The sequence below is a fragment of the Rhizobium sp. SG_E_25_P2 genome, from assembly GCF_029892285.1.
In the GTDB taxonomy this organism is placed as follows: Bacteria; Pseudomonadota; Alphaproteobacteria; order Rhizobiales; family Rhizobiaceae; genus Rhizobium_E.
Map to the genome: position 1 here is coordinate 1 of NZ_JARXVM010000008.1, position 12,140 is coordinate 12,140.

Sequence of the window (12,140 nt, forward strand, 5' to 3'; positions counted from 1 at the left end):
AATCTAACGGTCCAAGCCAGAGGTCTCTCAACTACTATGTAGAACTCGTCCAGTCCTCCACCGTAGGTGGAGGTTTATTTACTTCATAACAAAAAGAGCGGCGCCGGCCGCTCTTTTCGCATTGGTCCGCCTCGATCGGATCATTTATGCTTGTGCTTGTCCATGCCGCCCTTGATGTCCATCACCGGCAAGGAGATCGCCACTTTGCCAGCCTTGGCGAAAACGAGCGTCATCGGCGTGGTTTCCCCCGCCAGGTAAGGATGCTTCAGCCCCATGAACATCATATGGAGCCCACCCGGCTTCAATTCCACCGTCTGGCCCGCAGGCACGGGAATGCCGTCGGGCAGCTTGCGCATCTTCATCACATCGCCTTCCATCGACATCGCGTGCAATTCGACATGGTCGGCGCCGTCGACGCCTTCCACGGCGACCAGCGTGTCATCTTCCGCGCCGCGATTGGCGATGGTCAGGAAGCCGCCCGCCACCGGCTGGCCGGGCGCCGTCGCCTTGATGAAGCCGGGCGTGATGTCGAGCGATCCCAGCGTGATCGACGCGGGCGCCGCGTCATGGTGATGATGCATGTCCTTGGCAGCAATCAGCGTGACGGTGGGCGCGGGATTGGGCAGGTCATGAGCGTCCTGGCCAGGCGCGGCGACCTCGTTCCACACCGCTTCCGCGCCATCGCATAGCTGCGTGACTGCGAACGGAACCACCGAGCCCGCGGCAAGGCCGGCGAATTTTCCACGGACCGAAAAGATGTCGAAATAGTCGTCCGGCAGATCGCCGCCGCTCCAGCGGATCTCGACCGGTCCTTCGGTGACCGGCTTTCCATGGTCCTTGTATTCGGCCTTGTACTTGCCCTTGATCACCTCGAGGGTCCAGCCGGCCTTCGGCATCGGCTTTGCGGAAATGAAGCCTTCGGGTAGCGTCACCCGCACCTCTTTGGTGGCCTTGCCGTCGCAGCCATGCGGGATCTGCAACTGGGCGAGATAATAGCTGTCGGCCGGGGCTTCGCCCTGGACCAAAGTGACGTGAGCGGAGGCGATGGCGGGGATGGCCGCGACGGCGGCGACGGAAAGAATGGTCTTGAACATAAGGGATCTCTTCTCTGCGCGTGGCGCAAACGGGTTGCCGCAACAGGCGGCGGAATGACGGAAAAAATAGCCTTAGGCTGTCGTCGGCGGGCCGCGAACCGCCATGCGCCGGAAAGTCGGCCGGGGCGTGAAATCGCGATTGGGCGCCGGCGCGCTGAGCCCGAGAAGGGTGAAGACGGGGCCGTCAATCACGGCAAGCGCCGGCGCAGGCGCGCCATGCGGCTGTGCGATCAGGCAGGTCTTACAGTGATCAGCCGGCGTCGACCGCTGGTCGGCGCCGCCGGGTTCGCAGAGCGAAGCGTAGGAACCATCCGGAAGGCGATAATAGGCTCCGGGCGCGCTTTCGGCTCCCGCAAGGGAATGACCGGAGAAGCCCAGCAAGGCATAGGCGAGCGCACACAAAATGCGCAGCATCGCCCCTCTCCCTCGCAAGAATCCCGGCATCATTGTCTCCCCGTCCATCATGCCTAGCCCAATAGCGGCTTCCTGAACAGAGGACTTTGCGCCGCATCAAATCCGAACGCATCGGACGCGAAACACGCCAATAACCTCGCTGCGACAATTTCTGTGGCGATCGCGCCGTTTCCTCTTGTAATCGGGCCCGCCTTGCGGCTATGCCTAGCTCACCCGATGGGAGAGCTCACTGCAAGACAGTGGCGCCGAAGGAGCAACAGCCCCGGAAACTCTCAGGCAAAAGGACCATCGGGCGGGAACAGACTCTGGAGAATGGCGCGTGCGCCTGCCGAAGGGATAACAATCTCAGGCAAAAGGGACAGAGGGGGCTTGAGAACCGGAACCGCGTGACCGCGTCCGGACTTGAGCAGGCGAAAACGCCGAACCCGGGAGACTGTTCGTGACTGAAAGCCCAACTCTCAAAACGCCGCTGCATGCGCTGCATCTCGCGCTCGGCGCGCGTATGGCTCCCTTCGCCGGCTATGACATGCCGATCCAATATCCAATGGGGGTGATGAAGGAGCATCTCTTCACCCGCGGGCAATGCGGCCTGTTCGATGTGTCGCATATGGGCCAGGTGACGATCCGCGCCAAATCCGGCAACCTAACCGAGGCGGCCCTTGCGCTGGAAACCCTGATCCCCGTCGATATCGCCGGACTGAAACTCGGCCGCCAGCGCTACGGCTTCTTCACCAACGAGGCCGGCGGCATACTGGACGACCTGATGGTGTCCAATCGCGGCGATCACTTCTTCATGGTCGTCAACGCCTCGCGCAAGGCCGAGGACATCGCCCATCTCCGCGCTCATCTCTCGGATGTCTGCGATATCGAGGTGCTGGAGGACCGGGCGCTGATCGCGCTGCAAGGGCCGCATGCCGAGCAGGTGCTGGCGGAATTCTGTCCGGAAGTGACCAGCATGGCCTTCATGGATGTCGAGACCGACGATCTCCACGACATCGACTGCATCATCTCCCGCTCCGGCTATTCCGGCGAGGATGGTTTCGAAATCTCCATTCCCGCCAAACATGCCGAAACCGTGGCCCGCCGCCTGCTCGACCATCCCGATTGCGAGATGATCGGCTTGGGCGCCCGCGACAGCCTGCGGCTTGAAGCCGGCCTCTGCCTTTACGGCAACGACATCGACGAGACGACGACGCCTGTCGAGGCCGGGCTGACCTGGGCGATACAGAAAGTACGACGCAATGGCGGCGGCCGCGCCGGCGGCTTTCCCGGCGCGCATCGCATTCTCGCCGAACTGGACAACGGCCCCGCCCGTCTCCGCGTCGGATTAAAGCCGGACGGCAAGGCCCCGATCCGGGGGCATGCGAAACTCTATGCGGACGATGCGGGCCAGCATCTGCTCGGCGAAGTCACCTCCGGCGGCTTCGGCCCGAGCATCGATGCACCTGTCGCCATGGCTTACCTGCCGGTGAGTCATGCCGCAACGGGAACGCGGGTCTTCGCTGAAGTCCGGGGCAAGTTTCTGCCCACGACGGTGACCGCCCTACCCTTCGTGACGCCGGGGTATCGGCGATAACGGCAGATGTGGTGCTCCGCCCCTCATCCGGCTGCCGCCACCTTCTCCCCGCGCCTGCGGGGAGAAGGGAGATGGAGCGCCCGCCTTGCCACATCCTCCTTCTCCCCGCATGCGCGGGGAGAAGGTCCCGGCAGGGGGATGAGGGGCAGTTCGCCGACGTCGATCAGCCAAAAACATCCAAACCTATCAACACTCTCCAGAGGACCCAGACCATGCTGAAATTCACCGAAGAACATGAATGGCTGAAGCTCGACGGCGATGTCGCCACCGTCGGCATCACCCGCCACGCCGCCGATCAGCTCGGCGATCTCGTCTATGTCGAACTGCCCGAGGTCGGCGCGACGCTCGCGAAGAACTCCGCCTCCGCCACTGTCGAAAGCGTCAAGGCCGCTTCGGAAGTCTATTGCCCGCTCGATGGTGAGATTGTCGAGGTCAATGACGCCATCGCCAAGGATCCGGCGCTGGTCAATTCCGATCCTCTGGGCGCCGGCTGGTTCTTCAAGCTCAAGCTCGCCAACCCTTCGGACATCGAAGCCCTCATGGATGAAGACGCCTACAACAGGATGGTCGGCTAATGTCACTGCCTAGCGACTTCACGTTTACGGATTACGATCCCTATAATTTCGCCGACCGCCGTCATATCGGCCCCTCCCCCAATGAAATGGATGAGATGCTCGAGGTCATCGGTTACGACAGCCTCGACGCGCTGATCGACGACACCGTGCCCGCCTCGATCCGGCTCAAGACGCCGCTTGTCTGGGACAAGCCGCTGACCGAGCGCGAGGCGCTCGACAAGATGCGCGAGACGGCCAACAGGAACCGCAATCTCGTCTCGCTGATCGGCCAGGGCTATTACGGCACGATCACGCCGCCTGTCATCCAGCGCACCATTCTGGAAAATCCGGCCTGGTACACCGCCTATACGCCTTACCAGCCGGAAATCAGCCAGGGCCGACTGGAAGCGCTCCTCAACTTCCAGACCATGATCACCGATCTCACCGGTCTCGACATCGCCAACGCCTCGCTGCTGGATGAAGCCACAGCAGCCGCCGAAGCCATGGCGCTCGCCCAGCGTTCCGCCAAGAGCAAGGCGACCGCCTTCTTTGCCGACGAGAACTGCCACCCGCAAACGCTGGCGCTCTTGAAAACCCGCGCCGAGCCATTGGGCTGGACGGTGCTTGTTGGCGATCCCTTCGCCGATCTCGATCCAAGCCAGGTGTTCGGCGCGCTGTTCCAATATCCCGGCACCTACGGCCATGTCCGCGATTTTGCGCCGCTGATGGAGCAACTCCATGCCGCCGGCGCGCTCGGAGCGGTCGCCGCCGATCCCTTGGCGCTCTGCCTGCTGAAATCGCCCGGCGAGATGGGCGCCGATATCGCCGTCGGCTCCACTCAGCGCTTCGGCGTGCCAGTTGGCTATGGCGGCCCGCATGCGGCCTATATGGCGGTGCGCGACGACCTCAAACGCTCCATGCCCGGCCGTCTTGTCGGCGTCTCCATCGATGCCCGCGGCAATCGCGCCTATCGGCTGGCGCTGCAGACGCGTGAACAGCACATCCGCCGCGAAAAGGCGACGTCCAATATCTGCACCGCCCAGGTGCTGCTGGCGGTGATGGCCTCGATGTACGCCGTCTTCCACGGCCCGCAGGGGCTGAAGGCGATCGCCCAGAGCGTTCACCAGAAAACCGTCCGCCTCGCCAAGGGGCTCGAGAAACTTGGCTACAAAGTCGAGCCCGAGAGTTTCTTCGACACCATCACCGTCGACGTCGGCAAACTGCAGGGCGTCATCCTCAAGGCCGCCGTGACTGAGGGCGTTAATCTGCGCAAGATCGGCTCCGACCGCATCGGCATTTCGCTCGACGAACGCTCGCGGCCGGTGACGCTGGAAGCCGTCTGGCGCGCTTTCGGCGGTGAGTTCAAGACCGAGGATTTTGCTCCCGGCTGGCGGCTTCCGGCAAGCCTCCTGCGCAAGAGCGACTATCTCACCCACAAGATCTTCCATATGAACCGGGCCGAAAGCGAGATGACGCGCTATATCCGCAGGCTGTCCGACCGCGATCTCGCGCTCGATCGCTCGATGATCCCGCTCGGCTCCTGCACGATGAAGCTCAACGCCACGGCCGAAATGCTGCCGATCACTTGGCCGGAATTTTCCGAAATCCATCCCTTCGTGCCTGATGATCAGGCCGAGGGCTACCGGATCATGATCGAGGATCTCACGAAAAAGCTCTGCGACATCACCGGTTACGACTCCTTCTCCATGCAGCCAAATTCCGGCGCGCAAGGGGAATATGCCGGCCTCCTCACCATCCGCAACTATCATGTCGCGCGCGGGGATACCCATCGCGATGTCTGCCTGATCCCGACATCCGCGCATGGCACCAACCCCGCCTCGGCGCAGATGGTCGGTATGAAAGTCGTGCCGATCAAGGTGTCTCCGAATGGAGACATCGATCTCGACGACTTCCGCGCCCAGGCTGAAAAGCATTCGGCCAATCTGTCAGCCGTGATGATCACCTATCCCTCGACCCATGGCGTGTTTGAGGAAACGGTGCGGGAAATCTGCGAGATTGCGCATGCCCATGGCGGCCAGGTCTATATGGACGGCGCCAATATGAACGCCATGGTCGGCCTGTCGCGGCCCGGCGATATCGGCTCCGATGTCAGCCATCTCAACCTGCACAAGACCTTCTGCATTCCCCATGGCGGCGGTGGGCCGGGCATGGGGCCGATCGGGGTCAAGGCTCATCTCGCGGCGCATCTGCCCGGCCATCCGGAAAGCGACCATCGCGATGGCGCAGTCTCCGCCGCGCCCTTCGGCTCGGCCTCGATCCTGCCGATCTCCTGGTCCTATATTCTGATGATGGGCGGCGAAGGCCTGACCCAGGCGACGAAAGTGGCGATCCTCAACGCCAATTACATCGCCGCCAAGCTGAAGGGCGCTTACGACGTGCTCTACAAATCCGCCAAGGGGCGCGTGGCCCACGAATGCATCATCGACACAAGGCCCTTGCAGCAGAGCGCCGGCGTCAGTGTCGACGACGTCGCCAAGCGCCTGATCGACTCCGGCTTCCACGCCCCGACCATGAGCTGGCCGGTGGCGGGCACCCTGATGATCGAGCCGACCGAAAGCGAGACCAAGGCCGAACTCGACCGCTTCGTTGAGGCCATGATGTCGATCCGCGCGGAAGCCCAGGCGATCGAGGACGGGCGGATGGACAAGACCAACAATCCGCTCAAAAACGCTCCGCATACGGTGCGCGACCTCGTGGGCGACTGGGACCGGCCCTATAGCCGCGAACAGGCCTGCTTCCCGCCCGGCTCGCTCGGCGTCGACAAATACTGGCCGCCGGTCAACCGCGTCGACAATGTCTATGGCGACCGCAACCTCGTATGCGCCTGCCCGCCGATGGAGGCTTATGCGGAAGCTGCGGAGTAAGCGGCTCGTTCTCTCCGTGCGTCGTCATCCCCGACGGCGCCCAGAGGCAGGATCACCGCATGGCCGGAGCGGGACATGACGATCTCGGCCTCGACGCCGTAAACCCGGCGCAGGGCGGCTTCATCGATGACGGTCGAAAACGGCCCGAAGCCGCCCGATACGCCGTCATCGATCAGCAGCACGTCGTCCACATGCCGGGCGGCGAGATTGAGATCGTGGATGGCGATCAGCGCCAGGGCGCCGCTTTGATCCACATAGGCCCGGAGACGCGCGAAAACCTGCATCTGGCGCCTGAGGTCGAGCGCGCTGGTCGCCTCGTCGAGCAGCAGCAGTTCGGGCGCGCGCAACATGCGCTGGGCGAGCAGCACCAATTGCTGCTGGCCGCCCGACAGGCTGGCCATCGACCGGTCATGCAGATGCTCGACGCCGAAATCGGCGAGGATCGCCAGGGCTTTGTCGAGGATCGCCGTTTCGACGCGCCAACCCAACAGTTCATGGCGTCCAAGCAGTACGGTTTCGACCACGGTCAATTCGGCCTGCACCTGGCAATGCTGCGGCATATGCCCGACGCGCCGAAGATCGATGCCGCCTCCATTCCAGGAGATCGCGCCGCAAAACGGCAATTGGCGAGTGATGGCGTTGATCAGCGTGGATTTCCCCGCCCCGTTCGCGCCCACCAGCCCGACGATGCGCCCGCGCGGCAGGGTCGCGGACAGGCCCTTGAGGATGTCAGCGCGCCCGCGACGGACGGTAACCTGATCGAGAACAAGCGTCATGCTGCGCCTCCCGACCGACCGCCCCGCCGCGCGATGATCGCAAACAGGATCGGCACGCCGGCGACGGCGGTGATGATGCCCACCGGGATTGCTGCGGCCGGCGAAATGAATTTACCGAACACCGACGCGCCGATCAGGATCACCGCGCCGGTGATCGCCGAGAGCGGCAAAGCAAAACGGTGATCTTCCCCCACCAGCGCCCGCGCCGCATGCGGCGCGATCAGGCCGACAAAACCGATGGTGCCCACGAAAGAAACGGCCGCCGCAGTCAACAACGCCACGACGGCGAATGTGCGCAGACGCAGCGCATCCACCGCGAGACCGAGGCTTGCGGCATTGGCGTCGCCGAGCCTCAGCACCGTCAGCGACCAGACATCGCGCAGGATCATCGGCAGGCAACCGACAAAGATGACCGACACTACGGTGACGCTGGTCCAGCTGGATTTGAGCAGGCTGCCGAACAGCCAGAAAACGATCTGCTGCAGCACTTCCGGCGAGGCGAGATATTGCAGCAGCGACTGAACCGACTGGAAGAAGAACAGCACGGCGATGCCGCCGAGCACCAGGATCTCGGGCGTCGCGCCGCGTAACCGGGTGATGAGATAGACGAGGCCGCAGCCCACCAGCGTCATGGAAAAGGCGGCCAGCGGCGTCACCAGATAATTCGGAAGCGGAATGATGTCGCCATACATGATGGCCAGCGCCGCGCCAAAACCGGCGGCGGCCGAAAATCCGAGCGTGAAGGGGCTCGCAAGCGGATTGCCGAGAATGGTCTGCATCTGCAGGCCAGCGGTACCAAGACAAGCGCCCACCAATGCGCCCATCAGCGTCTGCGGCATACGCAATTGCCAGAGGATGGTGGCGATGCCCTTGTCTGCGCCCTCAGGACCGTCGCGCAGCCCCTGCAAGACATCGGAAAGCGGCATGCCGGATGGACCCGTCGTCAAATCGAGCACCATCAGGCCGGCCAGAAACAATCCACAGGCGACGATGGCGACTACACGCCGGGCCGATGCGCGACGATAATCGTCGCGCATCGAGCTTATGCTTTTGGCAGCAATCATTGCGCCGGGGCCTGATAGGGCGCAACGAAGACGCCCTCGGCCTTGATCGGCAGCCAGGCGTCATAATAGTCCCGAATATTCTTGGCCGGATCGATATCCGAGAACGCGTCGGGATAGAGCTGCTTGGCGATATATTGCGCAAAGACATAGTCCGACAGCGTGCGCGCGCCGCCGTGATAGATGGCGTGGACATTGCCGTTCTTCACCGCCGGCAGATCCGACCAGCCGGGACGCGCCACATAGGCCGCCATGCGCTCCTGCAGCGTCGTCATGTCGGAACCGAAGCCGACCTGCACCGATTGCGGCCGCTTCAACCATTCCGAACCGGCGAGCAGGATGAGATCAGGCTTTTGCGCCAGCACATATTCCGGGCTGAGCGGCCCCCAATTCTCGACCTGGCCTTCGGCGATATTGTGGCCGCCAAGCTTCTTGATCAGCGCGCCCCACATATTGTCGCCATAGGAATTTCCGACTTCGGACGGTCCCTTCTGCGCCAGTTCGACATAGACTTTCTGATGCGAGGGGCCGGCCTTCCGGATGCGGGCGTCGATGTCCTCCATCGCATGCTGGTAATTGGCGGCGAGCTTTTCGGCGCGGTCTTCCGTTCCCATCAGTTTGCCGAGCGCCAGTGTCGACGTGACGTGTTTTTCCACCGTCTGGGCGTTGTAATCGAGCACGACGATGGGGATGCCGGCGCTTTCGATCTGCTGGACGCCTTCGCCGAGCGTGTCATAGCTCCAGGCCGCCAGGATCAGTAGGTCGGGTTTGGCCGCGATGACCTTTTCGACCGAAAAATCGCCGTCCTCGGTATTGCCCACATCGGGGATCGAGGCGAGCTTCGGCAGCGCCTTCTCATAGATGGCGAACTGTTTCGGCCGCCAATCCTTCCAGGGCGACAGTGACAGCGCCACCACTTTGTCAAGCGCGCCAGGGCCGCCAATGGCGAGATAATCTTCGTAGTAAAAGCCGAGCACGATCCGCTCGGGGGTCTTCGGCACCGTGACGGTGCGACCCTTCACATCGGTGACGGTGATGTCGGCGAAGGCCTGGGCGGCGAGAGACAACAGGCCAAAGGCCGTGGCGAGAAGCAATTTCTTCATGGTTTCTTTCCAGAATTTCAACAAGGAGCGCATCACCCGGCGACAACCGGGGCGACAGGATCGCGAAAGCGCGAACGCCAGGAAAATCAGCGCGAGATGAGGCCCGGATCGGGCTTCGGACGGCGACAAGCGCAGTGGATGCTCAGGCTCCACGCTCGGAGCCAATCCACAATCGGCTGGGCCAACAGTCGCGGCTGACGGATGAAATCAGGAAAAAACCGGCGGCGCGCGCGGGGCCGCATCGGTGAGAACGATCCTCGGGATGGCCGCTGCATAATGTGAGGACGCATAATCGATAGCGACAGCGTAGTCCTGCCGAACCGCAGCCTGCTGAACGGGCGCAAGATCAACGCCGGCAGCCAATCGGCAAGCGTCGCAACCATATTTCCCGGCAGGCGCCGATCCCCGATCGGACATGTCGGGAACGCAAAGCGGCGAAATCGTGCCGTCTGGAAGCACATAGGCCGCATAATCCGCCTCAATCGCGGATGGCAGAGCCAGCGCGTGATGCTGGAATCCGATCGACAGGAGCGCAACGGCGCAAAGCGCGCGCAGCCACAGTCCCCATGTCGATAGTTTGCCGATCATCGTCTACCATCCCCGATTTTTTCGCCATAACAACAAATTTGGAGTGCTGCAATGCGCTGACAGGTCGCGGGCCCGCTTATCGGTATGTGCGAATATTCCCAAGAGCGCGGCAAGCGCCTGGCATCAGCGAGACACCCGTCCCGCAGCCATGGTCTGATTGCGCCGGCGCGCGCCATGATATATGGCCAGCCCAGACCCCATATCAAAGGATAAAGCGATGGCCGACGACGACTATATCTATGACGAAGCAACCGGCGAATGGCGCCCGGCGTCGGAAATCGCGGCGGACAAAGCTGCCGCCAATGTGGTTGTCGATGCCGCTGGAAATGTGCTTGCTGACGGTGATTCCGTCGTTCTGGTCAAGGATCTCAAGGTCAAGGGCGCGGGCCAGACCATCAAGCAGGGCACGGTGATCAAGTCGATCCGGCTGACCGACAATCCTGAAGAGATCGATTGCCGCCACGACGCCATCAAGGGCCTGGTGCTGCGCACCGAATTCGTGCGCAAGCGCTGAGAGCAGAAATCGGACGCCCCGTTCATCGCGAATCGCGGCGTCCGTCAATCATGATTTTTCGTCCCAAAATGACGCCCTGTTTCGTTTAGAAAATTGTAAGCGTCATCTTATAGAACACGTTTGCTGCATAGAGGAGATGGGCATGAGCCCAGCAAACGTGATGAACACAACCCTTTCAGGCATGCTCAGCCAGACCTCGCAGTTTGGCAATGTCGGCGACAGTCTCGGCGATTTTCAATCAGATACGGCAAGCCAATCCAGGCCTGGGCCCGATAGTCGCGCCAGTGATCTCGCCCGCGAACTGTCCGCCATGTCGGAAACGCGTTTCGTCCGCGAGGAGGCGCTCGCGTCTTTCGAAAGCGGCATGGATCTCTGGGCTGCGCTGATGCTCGTCAAACGCGAGTAACGCCTTCACATCCCGGTCATACGGCGCCGCTACCCCTTGGATATCAATCGAAGGGAACGCCGCGATGCTGCACTACGTCATACGCCGCGCCGGCTCGTCCAGACGTCCGCTGGTCTTCCTGCATGGCTCCGGCCAGGACGAAACCAGCCTGGAGGTTCTGGCGGACCGGATCGCGCCCGACCATCCGGCGATATTGCCGCGCGGCGCGGCGATCTGGGAAGACGGCTACGCATTCTTTCGCCGCCATCCCGATCGCAGCCTCGACCTCGGCGATCTCGCCCAGCAACGAGCGGCTTTCCAGATTTTCCTGGCGGGCCTCAAACGCGCCCGCAGCCTGGCGCGGCGTCCCGTGCTTATCGGCTATTCCAATGGCGCCATCATGGCGGAGAGCCTGTTGCGCGCCTCCCCCTCGACATTCGCCGGCGCGGCGTTGATCAGGCCGCTCAGCCCGGATCTCCAAGAAGAGATCCTGGATCTCGCGGCGATACCGGTGTTGATTTTGGCGGCGGCGAAAGACGAACGGCGGGCCCGCGACGACGCGGAGATGAGCCGCACGCGGCTGGCGCAGGCGGGCGCCCGCGTAGACGTCGCCGAGAGCCCTGTCGGCCATGCCCTGACCGACGACGAGACAAAGCGCCTCTCCGCCTGGCTCGCGGCGCATTTTCCGGATTGACGCGGACTGCGGCTCGAGCGACGGCGCCTGTTCAGGCGCGCGCCACCGCTTCGCCCTTGGCGGCGAGCGCCGCGAGATCGGCGGGCTTGAGCTCCACGCTCTCGCCGCAGCCGCAGGCCGAGGTCTGGTTGGGATTGGAGAAGGTGAAGCCGGATCGCAGCGTCGTGGTCTCGAAGCTCATCTCGGTGCCCAGCAGATACAGCACGGCTGCGGGCTGAATCCAGACGCGGGCGCCATCGCGCTCGATCATGTCATCTTTGGGATTGGGGTCTGTCACCAGATCGATCGTATATTCCATGCCGGCGCAGCCGCCCTTCTTGATCCCGACGCGGATGCCCTTGGCCTCGCTGTCGGAATTCTCGACGATCTCGCGCACGCGCGCGGCTGCGGCGTCCGTCATGGTCATGACTTGAAAGCCCATCGGCTCATTCTCCTTCGCAAGCCGGGTTCAAGGCCCGGTGTTGTCAAATCGCAATGTAAGGCAGTCGGGTTAAGG

The 12,140-nt window shown here is 62.8% G+C and carries 13 protein-coding genes and 1 riboswitch; of the genes, 6 read left to right on the forward strand and 7 right to left on the reverse strand.

From position 1 onward, the window contains the following. Positions 1 to 140: 140 nt before the first annotated feature. Positions 141 to 1,094, reverse strand: coding sequence for a DUF1775 domain-containing protein (locus tag M2360_RS12515; protein WP_280775475.1), 954 nt, complete (start codon positions 1,092 to 1,094; stop codon positions 141 to 143). A gap of 72 nt (positions 1,095 to 1,166) precedes the next feature. Continuing rightward, positions 1,167 to 1,508 carry a hypothetical protein gene (locus M2360_RS12520; protein ID WP_280775476.1) on the reverse strand — a complete coding sequence of 114 codons (342 nt, stop codon included), beginning with the start codon at positions 1,506 to 1,508 and terminating at the stop codon, positions 1,167 to 1,169. A 207-nt stretch (positions 1,509 to 1,715) separates the two neighbouring features. Next, a riboswitch (glycine riboswitch) is annotated at positions 1,716 to 1,806 on the forward strand. Positions 1,807 to 1,947: 141 nt separating this feature from the next. On the opposite strand from M2360_RS12520, the gene gcvT reads away from it, so the two are divergent. The 3 genes from gcvT to gcvP all read left to right on the forward strand — a co-directional run bounded on the left by gcvT (position 1,948) and on the right by gcvP (position 6,523). Then, a complete protein-coding gene (gene gcvT / locus M2360_RS12525; RefSeq protein ID WP_280775477.1) occupies positions 1,948 to 3,084 on the forward strand; it encodes a glycine cleavage system aminomethyltransferase GcvT in 1,137 nt (378 codons plus the stop codon). A gap of 212 nt (positions 3,085 to 3,296) precedes the next feature. After that, the gene (gcvH, locus tag M2360_RS12530) at positions 3,297 to 3,659 is read left to right on the forward strand and encodes a glycine cleavage system protein GcvH (protein WP_280775478.1); all 363 of its coding nucleotides are present in this window, start codon (positions 3,297 to 3,299) and stop codon (positions 3,657 to 3,659) included. Further along, on the forward strand, positions 3,659 to 6,523 hold the full coding sequence (gene gcvP / locus M2360_RS12535; RefSeq protein WP_280775479.1) for an aminomethyl-transferring glycine dehydrogenase: 2,865 nt from the start codon (positions 3,659 to 3,661) through the stop codon (positions 6,521 to 6,523). Before gcvH ends, gcvP begins: the two co-directional genes overlap by 1 nt. Here the strand turns inward: gcvP and M2360_RS12540 are convergent. The 4 genes from M2360_RS12540 to M2360_RS12555 form a co-directional block, all read right to left on the reverse strand. After that, positions 6,502 to 7,299, reverse strand: coding sequence for an ABC transporter ATP-binding protein (locus M2360_RS12540; protein WP_280775480.1), 798 nt, complete (start codon positions 7,297 to 7,299; stop codon positions 6,502 to 6,504). The two genes, gcvP and M2360_RS12540, sit on opposite strands and share 22 nt — an antisense overlap. Then, positions 7,296 to 8,336: an iron ABC transporter permease gene (locus M2360_RS12545; protein WP_280775481.1), complete on the reverse strand. Its 1,041-nt coding sequence runs from the start codon at positions 8,334 to 8,336 to the stop codon at positions 7,296 to 7,298. The genes M2360_RS12540 and M2360_RS12545 overlap by 4 nt, the downstream gene beginning before the upstream one ends. 23 nt (positions 8,337 to 8,359) lie before the next feature. Then, complete coding sequence (locus M2360_RS12550) at positions 8,360 to 9,463, reverse strand: ABC transporter substrate-binding protein (RefSeq protein ID WP_280775482.1); 1,104 nt, start codon at positions 9,461 to 9,463, stop codon at positions 8,360 to 8,362. A gap of 207 nt (positions 9,464 to 9,670) precedes the next feature. Then, on the reverse strand, positions 9,671 to 10,051 hold the full coding sequence (locus M2360_RS12555; protein ID WP_280775483.1) for a hypothetical protein: 381 nt from the start codon (positions 10,049 to 10,051) through the stop codon (positions 9,671 to 9,673). Between the two features lie 217 nt (positions 10,052 to 10,268). Between M2360_RS12555 and M2360_RS12560 the strand changes: the two genes are divergently transcribed. From M2360_RS12560 to M2360_RS12570, 3 genes are all read left to right on the forward strand, one after another. After that, positions 10,269 to 10,565 carry an alkylphosphonate utilization protein gene (locus M2360_RS12560; RefSeq protein WP_280775484.1) on the forward strand — a complete coding sequence of 99 codons (297 nt, stop codon included), beginning with the start codon at positions 10,269 to 10,271 and terminating at the stop codon, positions 10,563 to 10,565. Between the two features lie 142 nt (positions 10,566 to 10,707). Further along, positions 10,708 to 10,971: a hypothetical protein gene (locus tag M2360_RS12565; protein WP_280775485.1), complete on the forward strand. Its 264-nt coding sequence runs from the start codon at positions 10,708 to 10,710 to the stop codon at positions 10,969 to 10,971. 64 nt (positions 10,972 to 11,035) lie between these two features. Then, positions 11,036 to 11,644, forward strand: a complete 609-nt coding sequence (locus tag M2360_RS12570; RefSeq protein WP_280775486.1) for a dienelactone hydrolase family protein — start codon at positions 11,036 to 11,038, stop codon at positions 11,642 to 11,644. 31 nt (positions 11,645 to 11,675) lie between these two features. Here M2360_RS12570 and sufA read toward each other — a convergent pair whose 3' ends face one another. After that, positions 11,676 to 12,065, reverse strand: a complete 390-nt coding sequence (gene sufA, locus M2360_RS12575) for a Fe-S cluster assembly scaffold SufA (RefSeq protein WP_280775487.1) — start codon at positions 12,063 to 12,065, stop codon at positions 11,676 to 11,678. Positions 12,066 to 12,140: the final 75 nt, after the last annotated feature.